This window comes from Paenibacillus oryzisoli (genome assembly GCF_001653565.1).
Classification (GTDB): domain Bacteria; phylum Bacillota; class Bacilli; order Paenibacillales; family NBRC-103111; genus Paenibacillus_E; species Paenibacillus_E oryzisoli.
Genome location: NZ_LYPB01000073.1, coordinates 288,504 through 308,558, shown reverse-complemented (window position 1 = coordinate 308,558; position 20,055 = coordinate 288,504). Strand labels below are relative to the sequence as shown.

The 20,055-nt window shown below is 47.7% G+C and carries 15 protein-coding genes; 11 read left to right on the top strand and 4 right to left on the bottom strand.

The window, feature by feature from the left end; translation table 11 throughout:
* Window positions 1–353: 353 nt before the first annotated feature.
* Window positions 354–959 carry a DUF2087 domain-containing protein gene (locus A8708_RS19595; RefSeq protein ID WP_068666471.1) on the bottom strand — a complete coding sequence of 202 codons (606 nt, stop codon included), beginning with the start codon at window positions 957–959 and terminating at the stop codon, window positions 354–356.
* Between the two features lie 148 nt (window positions 960–1,107).
* On the opposite strand from A8708_RS19595, the gene A8708_RS19590 reads away from it, so the two are divergent.
* The 8 genes from A8708_RS19590 to A8708_RS19555 all read left to right on the top strand — a co-directional run bounded on the left by A8708_RS19590 (window position 1,108) and on the right by A8708_RS19555 (window position 12,498).
* Window positions 1,108–1,746: a futalosine hydrolase gene (locus A8708_RS19590; protein WP_068666469.1), complete on the top strand. Its 639-nt coding sequence runs from the start codon at window positions 1,108–1,110 to the stop codon at window positions 1,744–1,746.
* A 1-nt stretch (window position 1,747) separates the two neighbouring features.
* A complete protein-coding gene (locus A8708_RS19585; protein WP_068666467.1) occupies window positions 1,748–2,590 on the top strand; it encodes a 1,4-dihydroxy-6-naphthoate synthase in 843 nt (280 codons plus the stop codon).
* A 214-nt stretch (window positions 2,591–2,804) separates the two neighbouring features.
* On the top strand, window positions 2,805–4,562 hold the full coding sequence (locus tag A8708_RS19580; RefSeq protein WP_068666465.1) for a sensor histidine kinase: 1,758 nt from the start codon (window positions 2,805–2,807) through the stop codon (window positions 4,560–4,562).
* A 3-nt stretch (window positions 4,563–4,565) separates the two neighbouring features.
* Window positions 4,566–5,306, top strand: a complete 741-nt coding sequence (locus A8708_RS19575) for a response regulator transcription factor (RefSeq protein ID WP_068666463.1) — start codon at window positions 4,566–4,568, stop codon at window positions 5,304–5,306.
* Window positions 5,307–5,464: 158 nt separating this feature from the next.
* A complete protein-coding gene (locus tag A8708_RS19570) occupies window positions 5,465–6,784 on the top strand; it encodes an ABC transporter substrate-binding protein (RefSeq protein ID WP_068666461.1) in 1,320 nt (439 codons plus the stop codon).
* Between the two features lie 190 nt (window positions 6,785–6,974).
* Complete coding sequence (locus A8708_RS19565; protein ID WP_068666459.1) at window positions 6,975–7,931, top strand: carbohydrate ABC transporter permease; 957 nt, start codon at window positions 6,975–6,977, stop codon at window positions 7,929–7,931.
* The gene (locus tag A8708_RS19560) at window positions 7,921–8,763 is read left to right on the top strand and encodes a carbohydrate ABC transporter permease (RefSeq protein ID WP_068666457.1); all 843 of its coding nucleotides are present in this window, start codon (window positions 7,921–7,923) and stop codon (window positions 8,761–8,763) included. Before A8708_RS19565 ends, A8708_RS19560 begins: the two co-directional genes overlap by 11 nt.
* Before the next feature lie 36 nt (window positions 8,764–8,799).
* Entirely contained in the window at window positions 8,800–12,498 is a 3,699-nt protein-coding gene (locus tag A8708_RS19555) for an Ig-like domain-containing protein (protein ID WP_068666455.1), read from the top strand.
* 75 nt (window positions 12,499–12,573) lie between these two features.
* On the opposite strand, the gene A8708_RS19550 is transcribed toward A8708_RS19555, so the two are convergent.
* The 3 genes from A8708_RS19550 to A8708_RS19540 all read right to left on the bottom strand — a co-directional run bounded on the left by A8708_RS19550 (window position 12,574) and on the right by A8708_RS19540 (window position 15,720).
* Window positions 12,574–13,530, bottom strand: coding sequence for a D-2-hydroxyacid dehydrogenase (locus tag A8708_RS19550; protein WP_068666453.1), 957 nt, complete (start codon window positions 13,528–13,530; stop codon window positions 12,574–12,576).
* 42 nt (window positions 13,531–13,572) lie between these two features.
* Window positions 13,573–14,583 (bottom strand): RluA family pseudouridine synthase, encoded by a 1,011-nt coding sequence (locus A8708_RS19545; RefSeq protein WP_082927637.1) that lies wholly within the window; start codon window positions 14,581–14,583, stop codon window positions 13,573–13,575.
* A gap of 105 nt (window positions 14,584–14,688) precedes the next feature.
* Window positions 14,689–15,720, bottom strand: a complete 1,032-nt coding sequence (locus A8708_RS19540; RefSeq protein ID WP_068666451.1) for a LacI family DNA-binding transcriptional regulator — start codon at window positions 15,718–15,720, stop codon at window positions 14,689–14,691.
* 157 nt (window positions 15,721–15,877) lie between these two features.
* Between A8708_RS19540 and A8708_RS19535 the strand changes: the two genes are divergently transcribed.
* From A8708_RS19535 to A8708_RS19525, 3 genes are all read left to right on the top strand, one after another.
* A complete protein-coding gene (locus A8708_RS19535; protein ID WP_068666449.1) occupies window positions 15,878–17,221 on the top strand; it encodes an FAD-dependent oxidoreductase in 1,344 nt (447 codons plus the stop codon).
* Window positions 17,222–17,849: 628 nt separating this feature from the next.
* The gene (locus tag A8708_RS19530; RefSeq protein ID WP_068666446.1) at window positions 17,850–18,074 is read left to right on the top strand and encodes a hypothetical protein; all 225 of its coding nucleotides are present in this window, start codon (window positions 17,850–17,852) and stop codon (window positions 18,072–18,074) included.
* Between the two features lie 127 nt (window positions 18,075–18,201).
* On the top strand, window positions 18,202–19,965 hold the full coding sequence (locus A8708_RS19525) for a B12-binding domain-containing radical SAM protein (RefSeq protein WP_068666444.1): 1,764 nt from the start codon (window positions 18,202–18,204) through the stop codon (window positions 19,963–19,965).
* The last annotated feature ends 90 nt before the right edge of the window (window positions 19,966–20,055 follow it).

Sequence of the window (20,055 nt, the reverse complement as noted above, 5' to 3'; positions counted from 1 at the left end):
TCTAATCGAGGCCAAATTGGCTGAATTTGTGAAGTAACTGTATTTTCTCCAGTTAATCTTGATCGTTTCCTTCTACAGAAGAGAAATGGGCGAAATTAACTGGAGTTTTTCCATTTATATTCCAAATATATCGAAAATTGTTGGAAATAGCTGTAGTTTTTACAGTTAAAGTTGCAGGGGAAGAGTTGGTTACTACAGAGCGTTGAGAAGGACATGCGTAATTAAGAGTAACAAGGGTAGCAAGAGGTAAGTGTGATTAGGTGATTATGAGTGACTAAGGGTAGTGAGAGTGTTAAGTGTGACTAAGAGTGATTTTAAGTGTTCCTAAGAGTAACAAGAGTGGAGTCTCACACTTAGGATAAGGTTTCCCATTTTGCCCACATTTCCCTAGGGTTCAACTCGTAAACTTCACTTTCCCGAAACATAAACTGGTGCATAATCAACTCGCGGCGCAAGGTGGCGAAATCGGGATGATAGTTTTTGAGGTAGAGGTTAAGCTCTTTTTCGTCGTAGGAGCGGCCCTTCTCAAGTCCTGTAACTAGATGCTCGAGGGCAATCAGCTTTTTCTTGAGCTGAGCGGGAATATGTTTGAGTTTACCGTCGAGCGTGAAGAAGTTTCTTAAAACGGATTTCTGAAGATTTGAATGTTTGTCTTCAATATCCATGGATGCGGGTATCTCCTTTTTATTTTTGAAAATTAGGTTAGCGGTCGCTTGGCTGTAGCTGTGAATGAAGGCTTCGTTCAAGGTGAAGTAAATCGTGTTTTTGTCACGACGCTCATGAATTAGGTTGGCTTCGCGAAGTTTTGAGGCATGGTGGGTAACGGTAGCGGGTGTTACGCTAAGCTTCTCGGCGAGAGTTTGCCCATTAGATTCACCGTCCGCTAACAAAATAAGCATACGAATACGCGTAGCATCCGACATTGCTTTGTGATAGGTGAGGATTTTGTCCAATTGCATACGAGAACAACTCCTTGGGTTATTATTTAATAACCATCTAATTAGATGATAATTAAATTATATGTTCGTGTCAAGCGCGAAAGTTTCCTTCTGGACATGGGTCATGTAAAATACGAGTATAGAAGTCAAAGCTTGAAGGGGAAGAACGATGCGAATACTTGTCATGACAGCAGTCGCTGCTGAACGAGATGCCGTACAACGTGGTCTTGGTCAGGATAGCCGATTTGAATATGCATTAGCTGGAGTTGGGCTTGCTGCGGCGGCGGTAAACGGTGCCCTTGAACTTGCCAAGGCCGATTATGACCTATTGATTATCGCGGGTATCGCAGGCGGTTTCGTGGGTCAAGCGGAGATTGGCTCGCTTGTTGTTGCGAGCGAAATCATCGCCGCCGATCTTGGTGTTGAGCTGCTGGATGGCTTCAGCAGCTTGGACGAGCTGGGCTTCGGCGTGACGCGCATCAGCGCGAATGCCGAACTGGCCCAGCGTGTGACGGCGGCGCTGCAAGCCGCCGGCCTGCAGGCGCAAGCGGCGCCGGTTCTGACGGTGGCCACGGCCACCGGAACAGCGGCAACCGCCGCTGCGCTGGCTGGGCGCGTGCCTGGCGCTGCCGCCGAAGCCATGGAAGGCTTCGGCATCGCGACAGCTGCGCAGCAGCGCGGCGTGCCTGTGCTGGAGATCCGCGCGATCTCCAACGCGGTCGGCCCACGAGACCGAGACGCCTGGCGGATCGGTGATGCTTTGAAAGCTTTAGAAGCAGCAGGTTCAGTCTTAGCGGAGGTGTTTTAATATGAAAATAGCGTTCTCACCTTGTCCAAACGATACATTTGTTTTCCATGCCTGGGCGCATGGCTTAATCCCAGGCGCACCAGAGCTCGATGTCCTCTACGCGGACATCGATATCACGAACCGTCTGGCCGCCGAAGGCACGGGCCCCGACGTGCTCAAAATCTCCTACGCAGCACTCCCGTGGGTGCTGCAGGATTACGCCCTGCTGCCCTGCGGCGGCGCCTTGGGCAGAGGCTGCGGCCCGCTTGTGCTGACGCAGTCAAGCGCCAACCAACCGGCAGACCCGGCTGCCCTTAGCGGCCGCCGAGTAGCCGTGCCAAGCGAGCGCTCGACAGCGTACTTACTGTTCCGCCTATGGGCCGAACAGAACGTGCCTGGCGGCGTCGGCGAAATCGTGGCCATGCCGTTTCACGAGATCATGCCCGCCGTGCGGGACGGCCTCATCGATGCCGGCCTTGTCATTCATGAAGCGCGGTTCACGTACACGTCGTACGGGTTAGCGCTTCTAACCGATTTGGGCAGCTGGTGGGAGCAAGACACCGGGCTGCCAATACCGCTGGGCGCCATCATTGCTCGGCGCACCATGGATGTGAAGGCGCTCGCGGGCTGGGCTCGCGCCTCCGTGGAATATGCGTGGGCGCATCCGGAAGCTTCGCGCGACTACGTCATGCAGCACGCGCAAGAGATGGACCCGCAAGTCGCGCAGCAGCACATCGACTTGTATGTCAACGAGTTCACCGCGGATCTCGGCGAGAGCGGGTATGGCGCTGTATTGACCTTGCTCCAGCGTGCAGCGGAGACAGGTCTTGTGCCGCAGATGGATTATGCGGCATTATTAAAATAGTAAGGAAAAAGGCTGTCTTCCTCGTAGTTGAATCTACTTGGAAAGACAGCCTTTTTGTGTTCTTTTGCACTAACGTAGTTCTGTCTAACACTCCTAATATTTCCATTAATATACACGCGCAAATATAAAGTAAAATTAAAGTAGATTTGTCCTCATCGAGCAATCATAATTGGCGTATGCAAGAACACTTGGGTTAAGAGGTGAAGGATTCAGCATGCGGACGAAGCTATTTCTATCTTTACGGGGCAAGTTCATTATTTTATTTGCTTTGCTCATTACGGTTCCCTTCTTTATCAGCGGATGGATTACCTACTATCAATATATCTCGAATGTGGAAGAGGATTCCCGCAGATATACGAGCCAAATTATTGAACAGGTCCATATAAATCTTGATCGATATATGAAGGACATGGATCGCATTACGATGGCGCCTTATTATAATCAGAACGTCATGAATATTTTGAGAAAACACCCCAAGCAAAGTAATTCCGAATTTGTAACCTCGGATGAATACAGCAAGATGAATTTGATGATTTCTTCGCTCACCTTTGATCGAAGTGAGATAAGGAGCATCTTGATTTTTGCGCTTGACGGGAACTTGTTTAGCAATCTGGAGACGACCGTTGATCGATACTGGGAAGCTTCAAGCAATCCGTGGATGGCAGATGTAGAGAAGGGGGACGGTTCAATCGTCATATTGCCGCCTCATGACGCAGGTTATTATTTGGATGGCACAGAAAAGGTTATTTCCATTGCACGTGTTGTTAGGGAAATTTCCACCAATGAATATTTGGGTATCGTGAAGGTCGATCTGACTGAGATGGGTTTCAAAAGTTTACTAGATTCCACGAATTATAATAGCAAAAGCCAAATTTATATTTCGGATCGTAAAGGTGATGTGATCTACCCCATTGATGGGATGGATATGGATAATTCATTGAGTTTGAAGGCAATTAACGACAGCAATGAGCACATTTCGGCAAAAGTAAGCTCTGAATTTACAGGTATGCAAGTGACGGGTTTTATTCCGAAGAGTGAGGTAACTGCGGGAGCGCGCAAGCTAGTAAAGTCTACGATTATCGTTTCAGTTATTTCCATGCTAGTTGCTTATCTCCTAGCTGTTGTAGCTTCTAGCAGTTTAGTGAAACCGATTCGACATCTTCAGAAGAAAATGAAAAAGGTGCAGATGGGTGATTTTGGGGAACGAGCTGAAGTTGCTTCTAACGATGAAATTGGTCATTTGACAGGCGGCTTTAACATGATGGTAACAGAAATCGAGCGGCTGATTAAAGAGGTGTATGAAAGCAAGCTTCGTGAGAAGGATGCCCAGCTATCGACGCTTGAGAGTCAAATCAACCCCCATTTTATCTACAATACGCTGGAATCCATTAATCTGATGGCTCTGGAGTCGAATCATCCTAAGCTATCCAGTGTTGTCGTCAGTTTAGGCAGACTGCTGCGATTTACGGTAGATAAGGATGAGCGCCTTGTCTATCTGAAGGACGAGCTGCTATTCGTGGAATCCTATATTCAGATTCAGTCGTATCGATTAGGTGGACAGCTTCAGATGGAGCTTGATGTCGACATGGGGCACGAAGAGTACCTCGTTCCTAAATTAATGCTTCAGCCTTTAATTGAAAATGTTATTGAGCATGCCATGGAAGACAATCCTGTCATTGTCCGAATCGCCACATATGTAGAAGAGGATCACTTTGTCATCACGATTTCAGATGACGGTAAGGGAATTAGTGAGGAAAGAATGAGGCAGGTTGAAGCTCATATCTACAAGGAAAGCAACGAACACGGTGCAAGGGATGGCTTTGGTTTCAAGAAGAAAGGCTTCGCTCTGCGGAATGTTCACTGGCGAATCCGACTATTGTTCGGAGCGGCATACGGGTTGTTTTTGGATAAAACCGATAGGCAAGGCACGCATTTTATTGTGAAAATTCCATTGCAGTGGGAAGGGGAATGACAAGTGTTTCGAATTTTATTAGTTGAGGATGAGATTAATCTTCGGAATGGTTTTCGTCATTTACTTGAGCATATTATAGGCGGCGTTCAGGTAGTTGGGGGAATGTCCAATGGCGTGGAAGCGATTGAATGGCTGAAGACCAATACAACGGATGCCGTCATTACGGATATTCGCATGAAGGAAATGAACGGGATTGAGATGATGCGAAGGCTTAGTGACCAATATCCTGAACTGCCAGTTGTTATCGTTAGCGGGTACAGCGATTTTGAATATGCACGGGACGCACTAAGGTATCATGCTGCGGATTATTTATTGAAGCCTGTAGACAAGGCGGAACTAGCCATTGTTATTGATCGATTAAAGAAGGAACTGCTCAAAAGTAATCCCCTGCAAGCTGAAGTGGCCTCTTCTGCAAAGGAAGGGCAAGAGGAGCGGCAAATCATAAGAAAGGTGAAGGAGCTTATCGACAGTCATTTAGATCAGAACATCTCCCTGCAATATCTGGCTGATCAGGTGTTCTTAAACCATCGATATTTGTCCGCGTTGTTCAAGTCTGAAACAGGTCAGAACTTATCCGAATACTTAACGCAACGCCGAATAGAGAAGGCTAAGCAGCTATTAAAGACAACACACATGAAGGTTCAAGACATCGGCAGAATGTCGGGATATCCCAATGGCAAGTATTTCATGTCCTTATTTAAGCAAGTCGTTGGGTTGACCCCATCCGAATTTCGAGACCAATAAACGTACGATTTCATGCAGATTATTAAACCTAATATCGATACAATTCGAACCTATTCTGAATTTTAGGCCATAAAAGAGCGGGTTCGTTTTCTTTATAATAAAGTTTGTAAACGTTTCACTGAAGCGGTTACATAATACGAATTAAAGGGGAACCGAATATGAATAAAAAGTTTAGCTTACTTATGGGCACGCTGCTAGTCACAACTTCAGTAGTAACTGCTTGCGGTACCAAAACAGATGCGCCGGCAGCAACCGGAGCTACAACCGCACCAAGTTCGTCAACAGAAGTGAAGGCACAGAAGCCTGTAACACTGAAATTTAGCATATGGGGCAACGACACGCACAAGAAAATGTATGAAGATATGATTGCCAAATATAAAGAGAGTAACCCGAACATCAGCGTCGAGATTACAATTATTCCTTTTGCTGACTACCAGCAGAAGCTTTCGATCATGCAAGCATCGAATTCTGCTCCAGATGTCGCATGGCTCGCAGAACGTATGATTCCGCAATTCATTCAGGGTGGTCAACTTCTTGATGTAACTTCTTTGAAAGCGGATACGGCGTATAAGTTTGATGAAGTTTATCCAACCACGCTCGACTTGTTAACCAAAGACAGCAAGATTTATGGCATTCCATTTTCTACGCCTACATCGATGATCTATTACAACAAAACGATGTTCAAAGCCAAAGGTTTAGCAACGCCAACTGAGTTATATAAGCAAGGAAAATGGAACTATGAAGAGTTCCTCAAAGCGGCTAAGACATTAGCTGACCCTGGAAAGGGTGTATATGGAACGAATTTTGTACGCAATGGCTGGACCAACTGGCCGGATGCCCTACAAACAGTATTTAATTCTTACGGCGCTGAACTGTTAAGTAAAGATGGTGCGAAGTTTACCTTGAACTCCAAAGAGGGCGAGCAGGCACTTCAGTTGTATTCGGATATGATCTTCAAGGATAAGGTGCATCCGAAGCCAGGGGATCAAACGACGTTCGACACGGGTAAAATTGCCATGCAAAAGGAATTGTTCAGCTATATGGGCAAAGCTAAGGCGATTAAAGACTTCGAGTGGGATATCGCGCCATTGCCTCAAGGTCCTAAAGGTGCGGGCACTACAATGGGATACGCTGGTGTTGTCGTTATGAAGGATAGCAAATTCCCGAAAGAAGCAACGGACTTCTTAAAATACATTACGAATAATGAGAATATGAACATTACGAGCCAATATTTCGTGCCTAGCCGCAAGTCGATTTTGGAATCGGAGTCATTCTTGAAGCAAGGGCCATCACCAGAGAGTGTGAAGCTTGCTGTCATCGATCAAATGGTAGGCGCTACTACGTTGCCAGCTCACAAGAATTGGCAGCAAATTGATACCAAGATGCAAACCATTCTTGACCTGCTATATGCGCAGTCGGGTACGGTGAAGGATGTATTAACCAAAGCGGAAAGTGAAGTAAGCCCGCTGCTTAAATAAATTAAATCAAGAAACGTCACGGTAGTGGGGAGGTTTTAGGGTATAAGGTGAGTCTGATCGCGAGTTAATACCTGATTCTGGCTAGAAGCCAGAGCCTGTTTCAGACACCTTGTACTCGAAGCTTCTTGCGCTGCTGTGGATTTCATGTGTTTATGAATCGAATAACTTACAGAGAACGGAGAGAAACAACATGGATTCCGCAGGTGCGAAATTGACCCCATCCCTGCAGACAGGGCAACCCGTTTCCGTCCGGAAACGTGCCAAGAGCCGCCTTGCTTCGAGTGGGGCATGGTATGCATACTTATTTATTTCTCCGATGGTACTCGGATATATCATCTTCTTATTAGTTCCAATCGTGGCTGCATTCGGCATGAGCTTCACCAATTACTCTCTCCTTCACGATACGTCGTATGTGGGATTGGATAACTACGAGAAAGCATTTCTGAACGATCCTTTATTTTGGAAGACGGTATGGAACACGTTGTACTTCTCGGCTGGGCTCATTCCCCTGAATTTGATGCTCGCGCTTGGTTTAGCTCTTCTGTTAAATAGAAAAATACCAGGAATTAGCCTGTTTCGAACCGCTATATTCACGCCGGTTGTGACCTCGATTGTCGTATGGGCGATTGTGTGGAAATACATTTTTGCGACGGATGCTGGCTTGGTCAATCAGATCCTGCAATTGTTTAACATTCAGGGACCCGCTTGGCTTTACAATTTTGCCTTGGCAATGCCAGTGGTTATCGTAGTCAGCGTACTGAAGAATGTGGGTCTGAATATGGTGATTTTCCTAGCTGCGTTGCAGGAGGTTCCCAAAATGTACTACGAAGCTGCCAAGATTGACGGAGCCTCGCGCATGAGAACTTTCTGGAGTATTACTTTCCCGATGATCTCACCAGCGTTTTTCCTGGCGCTTATCCTTACCTTAATCGGTTCGCTGAAGGTATTCTCCCAAATTCAAGTCATGACGGATGGTGGTCCAGGGACAAGTACATATGTTCTCGTTTACTACATTTATCAGCAGGCGTTTAAGCAATTCGAATTCGGTTACGCATCTTCAATCGCTTTCATCTTGTTTTTCCTAGTGCTGGTCTTGACCATCGTGCAATGGAATATGAGAAAAAGGTGGGTGCATCATGAACAATAACCAACAGGGCATACTTCGAAACCTGCCTATTTATACAGTGCTTTCCCTGATATCACTCGTGATCTTGTTTCCATTTCTGTGGATGATCACGACTTCACTAAAGGATCCGACGAAAATATTTCTTTTTCCACCGCAATGGATTCCTGATCCGATTTCGTGGTCCAATTTCAAGCAAGTATTCGTCAAACAGCCCGAGTTTCCTCTCTACTTCTTCAATAGCGCTTATATAGCCATCGTGGTTACCATCGCTACTTGCTTGTTTGCGGCACTGGCTGGGTATGCATTTGGTAAGATGAATTTTCGCTTCAAAAATATCATCTTCCTCATCTTGCTCACCGGTATGATGATTCCAACAGAAGTAACGGCGATTCCGATGTTCGTTTGGATGTCTAAGCTGCATCTGACGGACACGCACTTCCCGTTAATTGTGCCATCCGTATTAGGGGCAGGCGGCATATTCGGCGTATTTTTACTTCGTCAATTTTTCATCATGGTCCCAGATGAGCTGGAAGAAGCGGCGAAAATAGATGGCTGCACACCATGGACAACATTTTGGCGTATCATGCTGCCGCTAGCTACACCGGCGTTATCCACACTCGCTATTTTTACATTCCTTCATAGCTGGGATAACTATTTCGATCCACTGATCTATATTAGCGATAATAAATTATTTACTTTGCCTGTCGGACTCAAGTTATTCACGGATACGGCAGGGACGGATTGGCACTTATTAATGGCGGCCTCCGTTATGGCGACTGTGCCTCTATTGCTTGTTTTCTTTATTGCCCAGAAGCGATTTATCGAAGGGGTAGCGTTGACTGGTTTGAAATAAGTAGAGAATAATCTACCATTAGAAGGAGCAAGACTGATGCTAAAAAGAGTGATAGCCAGTTTGATATGTTTTATCATGGTGCTGAGCATTGTAGTCGTTGTTAAACCTAAATCTGCGTCCGCTCTAGCGGGTTTTCCGATTTTCAAATATCAGGGGCAAGTCCTGAACCCGTTGGATTTAAAATATAATCCGACAGACGAGATTATATTTCCGCAAGTTGTTAAAGCGACGGATCATATTGCGAATCCGCTAGGTACTTATTATTTGTATTATGCTCCTCATGATGCACCAGGAGGGATTAATCTGGCGTATTCCGATTCCTTGAACGGTCCCTGGACGGAGTACGAGGCTAATCCGTTAATCTCCAATGTTTGGTCTCCGAATTATAGTGTGTCGCATGTGTCCTCACCGTATATGATATGGAACGATGCGGCTCAGAAATTTTACATGTATTATCATGGGGAAAATACGACGACAAGGATTGCTTCAACCTTGGACGGCATCAACTTTACGTATGAGCAAAAAGCGCTTGGCACGAGTGATTTTGTTGGCTTGATGGAAACTTCTTATGCCAAGGTGTTCAAGTATACGATTCCCTCCAAAAATAATACGTACATCATGCTGCTGATGGGTAATACCACAGCGAATAAAAGAAACATTTATCTAGCGTGGTCGAATGATGGTCTCAGCTGGACAACACAAAAGAATCCATTGATTACTTCCAATGCATCTGAAGGAACTAACTTGTCCGGTCCCACTTATTTCCCATGGAATGGTAAGCATTATGTAGCTTACCATGCGTCTTCGGGCAATGTGCATATTACCGAGGTTGGTGCTAATTTTGACCTGGAGAATCATTTGGGAATATTACATGACTCTGATGATGTAATTGATCGAGGGCGAACAGCCTCGGCTAACTTCGTATATGACGGCGAAGACTTATATATGTTCTATGAGCAGGGTGACCGATTAGGCGGTGTGCTTGCGTATGCCAAGATGGATCCGAATGCAGTTGAGCCTATCGACGAGATACCGCCACTGCCTCCAGGCCCATTCAAATATTTTAATGATGATATGAATAAGTATTCACGTGGTTGGTCCAAATTGGTTAATGGCCCTGGTTCCGTAACTCAGGATAGCGGGAATGTAAAAATTATAGACTCAAGCACTGGGTTTTCAACGTATTTGCTGAAAACCGATTTCTCGCCTATGGTCGGCGCCTTCACCGTAGAGTATAGAGCTAAGGTAAATACGGCAAACACGCTAAATGAATTTACAATTAGAAGCGGTAATTATCAGATCGGACTTTATTTGAAGCATGGCACACAAGGTACGGCACAGAATAAAGCTAGCAGTCCGAGTAAGACGACTACGTTAGACACGACCGTATATCACGATTACAGAGTCATTGTTCACGCGAATTATACGTATGACTTGTACATCGACGGTCAACTCGCTTGGGCTGGAGCAGCCAGTTTGGGTACCGGCGGCAATGTGATGAAAATTGGCGGAGACACGACTCCGATCGCTGATATTACATTGGACCATGTCAAAATGGGCAGTGGTGAAATCATCCCAGGAACAGCAATGATTAATGCGGTATCACCTGTTGATGTGAATACGTATGTCAACGTTGCTCCAACCTTGCCTTCAACTGTCTCTGTTACGTATAGTGATGAGTCGGTCGAAACGCTGCCGGTTGCGTGGGACACGCTAACACCTGATCAATATGCCGCAGAAGGTACCTTTACTTTACAAGGAACTGTAGCGGGGACAGCCCTGCGAGCGGAGGCGCATATCACTGTAGGAGCTACCCCGGCTGCTATTGTCAGCTTCGAGCCTAAGTTGGTTACGACTGCTGTAGGATCAGCACCAGTATTACCTACTCACGTCACTGCCCTGTACGACAATCAGTCACAGAAATCACACCCTGTCATCTGGGATACTGTGGCACCTTCGCAATATGCGCAGGCAGGGAGCTTTGTTGTGTATGGTTCCGTAGAGGGGACAGATGTGAGAGCAGAGGCTCAAGTCACTGTCAACCCTAACCCAGTGATTGTTAGTATCAATCCGGTTGGGGTGTTAACGACGAAAGGTATACCACCAGAACTTCCATCCGTAGTAACAGCCGTGTATGATGATCAATCTACTTCATCGCAGTCTGTCACATGGGATCTCGTGGATGCTTCCCAGTATGCTGCGGCCGGTTCGTTTGTCGTCAATGGAGATGTTGCAGGCACAAGCATTCGCGCAGTAGCGAATATTACGGTAACGGAAACTCCAGCTGTTATCCTATCGATTGAGCCTGTAGCCGTAAGCACGACAACAGGGGTAGCACCGATATTACCGACGGTTGTAACTGCCGTATATGATAATCAGCTAACCTCACAACTTCAGGTTGTTTGGGATACTATCACTCCAACCCTTTATGGGCAAGTAGGTGGCTTTGTCGTTCATGGATCAGTATCAGGAACTACCCTGCAAGCGACCGCGAATGTAACGGTGACAGCTAGTCCAAACAATGGAGAGAACCCGGATGATAGTACGGACGATACCTCTAACGGATCGGGTAGCGGCGGCGGTGTCATCTCTGTACCTGTTAAAGAAGAGCCGAAGGATCCCAATACATCAACAGTTACTATTCAAGACCTAGACATGGCTAAGGCTATTGAGGGAGCAACGAACGGAACGATAAGCTTAGGCGTTCCAGCAGAGTCGACAACGAAGAAGCTCGTTATACAAGTTCCTGTTGCGTTGCTGGACAAAGCAGATGCGAACCAAGTGAAACAGATCGCATTCCAGGCAGGTGCCTCTAAGGTCATCCTACCGATTCAAGCATTGAAGCAACAGGCAGGGACAGATGCGAAGAACATTCAGGTTGTCGTAACAAACGTTGAACAAGGAGCGCTTTCCGAGCAAGTTAGAGCGTCTATTGGGAGCGGGAGTGTATTCGATTTTGACTTGCAAGTGGATGGAAAGTCGACGAAGAACTTGAGTGCCGAGGGTGCCCGAATAGCCATCAACTATACGTTGAAACCGGGAGAATCGCCAGAGAAAGTAATCGTAAGCTATGTGAGCGCATCAGGGAAGTTAGAGGTTCTTGTGAATGGGGCATACAATGCAGCTACAGGACAAGTGGAGTTCACGACTGCACAGCTGGGCAACTATGCCCTATTCTACAAGGATGTTACCTTCCAAGACATCAGTGAAGTATCTTGGGCGCAAGCAAGCATTGATGCTTTGGCAGCGCGAGAAATAATCCGTGGTAGGAGTGAAGCGAGCTTTGTACCGAATAACCCGGTCACAAGAGCAGAATTCGTGACTCTGCTAATGAGAGCCTTCGGCTTAGATGGTGAACAGGCTGCGTCAAATGCCTTCTCAGACATTGATCAGGAAGATTGGTACTACAGCTCTACTGCTGCAGCTAAGCAGCTTGGCATCGTAAGTGGCAGAGAAGACGGAAGCTTTGGTGCAGAGGATGAGATATCCAGACAAGATATGGCGGTTATGGCTTATCGTACCTTACTAGCGCTAAACGCAAGTCTCCAGACGAATGCTGGTTCCAAGGTCTTTGACGACTCGGCTGACATCTCCGATTATGCGGCTGAAGCAGTCAGTGCCATGCAAAAAGCAGGAATTATTGAAGGAAGTGATGGCAGCTTTATGCCGAGCGATAGCACGACAAGAGCGCAAGCGGCTGTGATCATTTACCGTTTATTGAATGCGTTAAAATAATAGAACGATCGACAACTAAAAAGGACTGCCGCTAAAGCTTCGAATTCACGAAACTTTGGCGGCAGTCCTTTATTGCTACCCGATCACATTCACTGGTTGACCCGCGACAAAACTCCGTGCATTACTGCTCGCAACAGCCATCAACCTCGTCCTAGCTTCCTTCGTTGCCCAAGCGATATGCGGTGTAATAATTACATTCTGCGCATGCAGCAAGGGGTTATCTGATTTTGGCGGTTCAATCGTCAGGACATCAAGCCCTGCTCCAGCTAGGCGGCCTTCGTTCAAAGCTTGCGCAACATCGGCTTCGTTAAGCAGTCCACCTCTGGCGGTATTAATGAGAAGTGCCGATGGTTTCATCAAAGCGATTCGCTCCGCATTGATCAGCTCATTCGTTGCAGGTGTCAGTGGACAATGCAAACTGACTACGTCAGCGCGATGAAGCAACTCCTCAAGGGATACCCATTCAATGCCATCCACAGGCTGTGGCACATTTCGTCCGCTCCCTGTCGCAATGACCTTCATGCCCATCGCCTGGGCGATCAGAGCTGTTTGCTTGCCGATCTGACCAAGTCCGATCAGTCCCATCGTTTGGCCAGTTAACTCGATGAGAGGGGAGACGCTGTAGCTGAAATCAACCGATCCAGCCCAATCCCCCTGAAGCACACTGTCGCTATGGCGCTGCACCCGGTGGCAGAATTCCAGCACCAGTGCAAATACTAACTGAGCAACCGAATGCGTGCTATAAGCTGGCACATTGGTCACTACCACACCGCGCTCCTTCGCAGCTTGTACATCTACAATATTGTAGCCAGTTGCCAATACACCGACATACCTCAGTTTCGGCAGTTGACCCAGTGTGCTAGCGGAGAGAGGCGTTTTATTCGTGAGCACGATGTCGGCGTTAGCCGCACGTTCAACGATTTCAGACTCAGCCGTGCGGTCATAAACAACCAGCTCACCAAGAGTTTCAATCCCGCTCCAATCCAAATCACCCGGATTCAATGTATATCCATCAAGAACAACAATATTCATCTCTATACACACGCTCCCCGTCTAACTTTTCAATTTCACCAACTACTTCTTCACACCAGGCTCTTTAAAAGGGTTTAAAAACACCTTCGGAATATGCGTCTCGAAACGCATTAACTGTCCAGTCGTCGGGTGCACAAAGGCGAGCACACGCGCATGCAGACCAAGGCGATTGATCTCCTTCGATTTGGAGCCATACTTTTTGTCCCCGGCAACGGGGTGCCCGATATCCTGCATATGAACGCGAATCTGGTTTTTGCGACCCGTCTCCAGGTTCACCTCAAGCAGGGAGAAGCTCTTGTTCGCTTGCAGCGTTTTGTAATGCGTGACGGCATGTTGTCCGTCGTTCGGGTACGGCGTGGAGAACATTTTGAGCGACTTCGCGTGCTCCTTGAGCCAAGAAGAAATCGTTCCCTCTGGCTTGCGCACCATGCCTTCCACTAGGGCGACGTACGTCCGCTCTTTAACGCTCTCTTGCCACGTGTTCTGCAGGTGCTGCTGCGCTTGCTCATTCTTAGCAAACATCATCACTCCCGATGTGTCCCGATCTAAGCGATGAACGACGAAAATTCGCGCCTTCGGATCATGATTTCGCACATGGGCCGTAAGTTGACGGTAGGCTGTGATTTGATTTTCCTGCGTATCCGTTGCAATGGATAGGAGGCCTGCATCCTTTTGAATGACAATGACATCGTGATCTTCGTGTAGAATCGTCATGCCAGCGAGCGGGATATCCTCGACGACTTTATCCTTGTTGATCGTGACGATCATTTCCGGTTGCAAAGGGTGATTGTATGCCGTTACTGCTTTGCCATTCACGGCGACTTGTCCACGAGCGAGAATAGCCTTGACGGCATTCCGGCCGAGACTCGACAGCTTTTCCAACAAGAAGGGCAGAAGCTCGGTAGGCTCCTTTACCGTATACTGGCGAGTACTCGACTCCTGGCCATCTTTAGCTGCACCTGCTTGCAAGGACTGGGTTTGTGCTTTATGCGTACCGAATTTGGGTTTATGGCTGGGGTTTCCTTTTGGACGTGAACCTGGTTTCTTTTGCATATTAAAATAGTACCTCCTAGTACGATGGCTTACCTTCCGGTCAGATCATTCGACCTCCAATATACCACGTTCATAAAAGCAAATGAAATGATCGCCTCGTTATTGTTAACCCTGCAACTTCTGAATCGTACTCCCTGTGAAAAAATCACCTTGCAGACGCACATGCTCAAAAGGCAAATGCGGATTCGCGATCCGCCATAACATGCGATCCGCTGCGCGATAACCGGCCTCACGAATCGGCAGTTGAGGGCGTGAACAGAGCGGCAGCGTGTCGCTTTGCTCATTCAACAGTGCAACCAGCGAGCATTGCTGCGGCACGCTAACGCCTAATCGGCGAAGCGTATGATACACAGGAGCAGCTTCCTCATCAATACCGCAAATCACAGCCGTTGGCTGACGCAGCTCATATTTCTGCTGGAAATCCTGCAACCACCCCTCCGACCCATCTCGCTCTATCGCGTGTTCACAAGGATCCACCATCACACCAGCCTCTTTCATCGCTTCGGTGAAAGCCTGCCAACGGATAACGAATCCGCGCTGATCCTTCGTATCACCTACATAAAGAATGTTCCTATGGCCCATTCGTACTAGCCTGCGTACCGCCTGATAAACAGCCTCGTACACATCCCAAATAACACTATCGACCTTGGACTCCGGCGGCGGAAAATTCAACAATATCCGCGGAAGCTGAAGCTCTAACAGCTTCTGCTCTAAGAGGTCCCAATTCATCCGCGGTGCGATAAACACCCCCTCCGCATATAACAAACCTTCGTCCTCAGCCCAGTCTTCGAATTGTGATGGCTTTAATTTAGGCGGAATGAGAAGTGGTTGTACCGTGTGGCCAAACTCCATGAACCGTTCATGCAAGCCTTGAAGCAGCAAGCGGTTGAAGTTCAAAGATTGCTTGTTCTGGACGAGCACGAACCTACGTTGTACGACGGGATATGGTGAGATGAAATCTTGCTGAAGTGTTTGTTTCTGATCTTTGGTCATATAGCCAAGTTCGCGCGCGAGCTTGAAAACTTCACTTCGTGTCTGTTCGGACATACCAGGCAGTCCGCGCAGCGCCTTCGATACCGTTTGTATCGTTAAGCCGAGCTGAGCGGCCAAATCGTGGAGTGTAATTCGTTTTCGCATATGTCTGAGATGCCCCTTTTCTGACTGCCTTCTGTACCTCTAATTTTAAACCAAAGTTAAACTAAAAAGAAGGTTAATTTTAAACTACACTAAGAGAGAAGCAAGTGAGTGAGTGGCAAGTCGCTTACCAACATTTAAGATAAGGGAGAGAAGTTAGATGATTAAACAGATAGAAGCAGATGTGGTTGTAGTAGGTGGAGGGCCAGCGGGTGTCAATGCGGCGATAGCAGCAGGGAGAAGTGGGGCTTCAACCGTTTTGATAGAGAAATACGGCTTTATTGGCGGCATGTCGACGGCTGCGCTTGTGTACCCATGGATGACGTTTCATACGACAGATGGCAAGCAAGTTATTGCGGGGCTCGCGCAAGAAATCATTGACCGCCTCATGGCGATGAACGCATCACCAGGACATCTTCGGGATACGGTTGGTTTCGTGAATACGATCACACCTTACCACCCTGAAATTTATAAAGTTCTTGCTGTCGATATGCTCAAAGAAGCAGGTGTTAAGCTGTTATTCCATAGCTTTGTGGATCATGTGGAGACCGTGGACAATCGCATACAATCGGTGCAATTGACGTCCAAATCTGGCCGAATTGATGTCAGAGGCAAAGTATTTATCGATACCACGGGCGACGCTGATCTTGCCTATCTGTCCGGTGCGCCGTGCCTCCAAGGGCGTGATGGGGATAACGCGACACAGCCAATGACGATGAAATTCAGAATGCGCGGTGTGAATCTGCCTGCCGTGAAACAATACATGATCGACCACCCAGATGAGTTTTATAAAAAGACGCCTTTCTCCGAGCTCGCTGATCTCCCTCTTTCTGGTGTGCTTGGCTATTTCAAACACTGGAAGGAAGCGAATCTTCCGATCAATCGTGATCAAGTGCTGTTCTTCACCGGTCCTGAGGATGACGAAGTACTGGTCAATACTACGCGCGTGCAAGGGCTGGATGGCACCAATGTTGAGGATTTGACAGAGGCCGAGGAACTGGGGCGCAAGCAGGTGTTAATGGTCGCTGAATTTATGCGCAATAACCTGCCTGGCTTTGAAAAAGCCTCCATTTCCAACGTTGGCGCACAAATTGGTATCCGGGAAACGCGCCGTATCGATGGTCAATATGCGCTGCAAGTGGAAGATGTCGTGCAAGGCCGTCATTTTGATGACGTTATCGCACGCAGTGGCTATCCGATCGACATCCACGATCCGTCAGGCAAAGGCGTAACTGCTGCTTGGGTTAAAGGGGACGGTGCCTACGACATTCCGTACCGCTGCCTGCTGCCGCAAACAATCGAGAACCTGCTCACCGCAGGTCGCTGCATCTCAACCACGCATGAAGCGTTGGCGACTACGCGCCTTACGCCAAGCTGCATGGCCACAGGCCAAGCCGCAGGCTCCGCTGCTGGACTCGCTGTGAAGCACGGTGTGCAGCCAGCGGAGATTAACGTCGCCGAGCTGCAGGCTGTTCTGGAGCGGGATGGGGCTTTGTTGAAATAATGGCTGGCGATCAATTAACGTGAAAAAATACAGTTAAATCCCTTTATTTTTGCATCGTAACCTTATTAAATGGAAAACAGTTTTTCCATCTAAATGCGGATTCCAGTGCTGTGGGTTGAAAAAGAGGGGAATCAACGGTATTCCCGCTGGTATTCCTCTCGCTATTCTCGCCGACAGATGGTCCCGCAGAAGCAGAAACCTCATCCATGTATGCGCTGCCGTTGCTGCCAACCCACTAACCATTAAGCTCCGCATGAGGCACCGCGCTGCGATAACTGGAAAACCTACAGTTATTTTAGGGTAATTTAGCTGGTTACATCACATAACTGGAAAATCTACAGCTATTTTCAGCCATTGACACCCTTTTGGGCAGAATGGTGAAATTTAACTGTAGTTTTTCCATCTAAATGGAAAAATAGACCGTATCCAGCGGATTTAGATGTAGTTTTTCCATCTAATTGCGGAATCCAGTAACGGAAACTATATCAGCGCCTTCCTTACAAAACCCGCCAATGGTCTAACGTGCAAGCACCAGTTCCTCGCCCTCACATCTCCCTTACCCGAATACACATATACAAATCAGGGAACACTAGCACATACATATCCTACGTGTGAGAGGCGGTCCCTTATGCTTTTATACCAATTAACGCAATGGTTTGAAGAACGCTCCACTTTACAACAAGCGCTGCAAAGTGAACCGGTAGAATCGGCTGGCGAAATTAGTCAGAGAATTCAAGAAGTCGAGCAGCAGCTTTACTCCCACGCTGAACGTTGGAAAAACGCCATCGAAGAAGCCTCCTACCTCCAATTTCCTTATGAAGTCCCTCATTTGGACGACGACATGGTTCTTTAAAAGGGTTGCCATTTGCATAAACACTGCTAAAGTCGTCCCGCATGGGAGGGCTTTCCTTTGTATTTGCGCGTTTTTCGTGTAGAATTAGGAGGCACGATAACCCAGAATAGAACGAGGTTTTCTTCCTATGAAAGTACTTGTATCCACCCTGAATGCCAAATTCATTCATACCTCCTTGGCTTTACGCTATCTGAAAGCGTTTTGCGAGAAGGATTTTGATGTTGAGATATCCGAATATACGATCAAAGATCCCGTCATGAATGTCGTCTCTGACATTTATCAGAAGGCGCCGGACGTACTGGGCTTCTCCTGTTACATATGGAACATCGAAGAGACGATTCACATTATCAAAATGATCAAGAAAATCAGACCCGACATCCTCATCGTCCTTGGCGGGCCTGAGGTTTCTTATGACACGGACTACTGGATGGAGCGCATTCCTGAGGTCGATTTCATCGTGATGGGCGAAGGGGAAGAAACGTTTCACCAGCTGCTGACCGAAATTTCAACGACGCGCAAATACCACTTTGTCTATGGCGTTGCCTATCGCAAAGAGCAAGAAGTGATTCTGATGCCAGGCAGACCGAAGCTGAAGCTGGATGATATCCCGTCGCCGCATCGCTTCAAGGAAGATCTTCCGAGTCTAGCCAATCGAGTTGTCTACTTTGAGACAAGCCGCGGCTGCCCGTTTTCCTGCCAATTCTGCTTATCGAGTATCGAGGTGGGCGTGCGGTATTTTGACATGGAACGAACGAAAGCAGATCTGCTGTACCTTATTGATTCGGGCGCGAAGCTGATCAAATTCGTGGATCGTACATTTAATATTAAGCGTGATTATGCGATGGAAATCTTTGAATTCCTTATCCAAAATCATCGCGGCACTGTGTTCCAATTCGAGATTACGGCCGACATTATGCGACCGGAGGTTCTAGATTACCTGGCTGAAAATGCCCCTCCCGGCACGTTTCGTTTCGAAATCGGCGTGCAATCGACGAATGACACGACGAATGATCTTGTGCAGCGCAGACAGAATTTCTTCAAGCTGAGCCGCACCGTGTCCAAGGTAAAAAACAGCCTCAAAATCGATCAGCATCTCGATCTCATCGCTGGATTGCCAGAAGAGGATTACAACTCGTTCCGTAAGACGTTTAACGATGTTTTCGAACTAGGGCCCGAAGAGCTCCAACTCGGCTTCCTCAAAATGCTGCGCGGCACAGGGATGCGTAAAGATGCCCATAAATTTGGCTACGTGTATATGGATCACGCCCCTTATGAGATTCTCGGCAACGACATTCTGCCGTTCACGGATTTGATTCGCATCAAGCGCGTGGAGGATGTGCTCGAGAAATACTGGAATGCGCACCGTATGGATCACACGGTGAAACATCTTATCGCTAATGAGTTCGCGTCGGCGTTCGATTTCTTTCAAGAGTTCGGCGACTTCTGGGAAGGCCGCGGCTGGCAGAAGATCGGACACCAGCTCGAGGATCTGTTCACTCGCTTGCGCGAGTTCCTGCTTCATCGCGGAACGTCCAGCATGCACATCATCGAAGGCTTGATGAAGCTTGATTACTTCCTCGGCCACAAATATAAGCCGCGCAAGATCTGGTGGGACTTCACCCTGAAGAAGTCCGAACAGAATGCGTACCTCAAGCTGATCGCGGAGCAGCCTGAGCTTGTCAGCGGAGACTTCCACAGCCTCCGCATGGGTGAGAAAGACCTCCACAAGCATGCCATGCTTGAGGTCTTGCCATTCGCTTTACAGACGTATCTGCAAAGCGGCGAACTCGACCAAAGCAGCAAGGAGCTGCTTGTCGTGCACTTCCCGCCGGACGCGCAGAAGCCAGCGTCCTACTATACGATGCCGCTGCAGCAGCTGGCAATGATCTAAACCAAATCCCCCTTGCGCCTGACGCGAGGGGGATTTTTTTCGGTCAAACCGATTGAACACGACCCCATATGGGTAATCTAGGATAGTTAA

Bases quoted from the DNA above. Each gene is read 5' to 3' on its own strand.
- A8708_RS19595 (WP_068666471.1), bottom strand. From the start codon at position 959: ATGCAATTGGACAAAATCCTCACCTATCACAAAGCAATGTCGGATGCT.
- A8708_RS19590 (WP_068666469.1), top strand. From the start codon at position 1,108: ATGCGAATACTTGTCATGACAGCAGTCGCTGCTGAACGAGATGCCGTA.
- A8708_RS19585 (WP_068666467.1), top strand. From the start codon at position 1,748: ATGAAAATAGCGTTCTCACCTTGTCCAAACGATACATTTGTTTTCCAT.
- A8708_RS19580 (WP_068666465.1), top strand. From the start codon at position 2,805: ATGCGGACGAAGCTATTTCTATCTTTACGGGGCAAGTTCATTATTTTA.
- A8708_RS19570 (WP_068666461.1), top strand. From the start codon at position 5,465: ATGAATAAAAAGTTTAGCTTACTTATGGGCACGCTGCTAGTCACAACT.
- A8708_RS19565 (WP_068666459.1), top strand. From the start codon at position 6,975: ATGGATTCCGCAGGTGCGAAATTGACCCCATCCCTGCAGACAGGGCAA.
- A8708_RS19560 (WP_068666457.1), top strand. From the start codon at position 7,921: ATGAACAATAACCAACAGGGCATACTTCGAAACCTGCCTATTTATACA.
- A8708_RS19555 (WP_068666455.1), top strand. From the start codon at position 8,800: ATGCTAAAAAGAGTGATAGCCAGTTTGATATGTTTTATCATGGTGCTG.
- A8708_RS19550 (WP_068666453.1), bottom strand. From the start codon at position 13,530: ATGAATATTGTTGTTCTTGATGGATATACATTGAATCCGGGTGATTTG.
- A8708_RS19545 (WP_082927637.1), bottom strand. From the start codon at position 14,583: ATGCAAAAGAAACCAGGTTCACGTCCAAAAGGAAACCCCAGCCATAAA.
- A8708_RS19540 (WP_068666451.1), bottom strand. From the start codon at position 15,720: ATGCGAAAACGAATTACACTCCACGATTTGGCCGCTCAGCTCGGCTTA.
- A8708_RS19535 (WP_068666449.1), top strand. From the start codon at position 15,878: ATGATTAAACAGATAGAAGCAGATGTGGTTGTAGTAGGTGGAGGGCCA.
- A8708_RS19530 (WP_068666446.1), top strand. From the start codon at position 17,850: ATGCTTTTATACCAATTAACGCAATGGTTTGAAGAACGCTCCACTTTA.
- A8708_RS19525 (WP_068666444.1), top strand. From the start codon at position 18,202: ATGAAAGTACTTGTATCCACCCTGAATGCCAAATTCATTCATACCTCC.